We start from the raw sequence: 331 nt of genomic DNA on the forward strand, positions 1-331 counted from the left end.
AGCTGATCGACCGCGTGGTGAAGACCTACACCGAGGCCGGTGTGCTGCACGGCTACTTCGCGACGGCGGACGACGCGGAGGTGTTCGAGCACGAGATCACCTGGATGCTGCTGCACCAGGTGTTCAGCTTCAACTCGCCGGTGTGGTTCAACGTGGGCACCAGCTCGCCGCAGCAGGTCTCGGCGTGCTTCATCCTCTCGGTGGACGACACCATGGAGTCGATCCTCAACTGGTACCGCGAGGAAGGTCTGATCTTCAAGGGCGGTTCGGGCGCGGGTCTGAACCTGTCGCGCATCCGCTCCTCGAAGGAGCTGCTGTCCTCCGGTGGGAC

1 protein-coding gene is annotated in these 331 nt (G+C 63.7%); it reads left to right on the forward strand.

The window, feature by feature from the left end:
* On the forward strand, window positions 1-331 hold a 331-nt coding region (locus KZQ38_RS35730; RefSeq protein ID WP_504739579.1), incomplete at both ends, for a ribonucleotide reductase barrel domain-containing protein.

The organism is Saccharothrix obliqua (genome assembly GCF_019375475.1).
GTDB classification, from domain to species: domain Bacteria; phylum Actinomycetota; class Actinomycetes; order Mycobacteriales; family Pseudonocardiaceae; genus Actinosynnema; species Actinosynnema obliqua.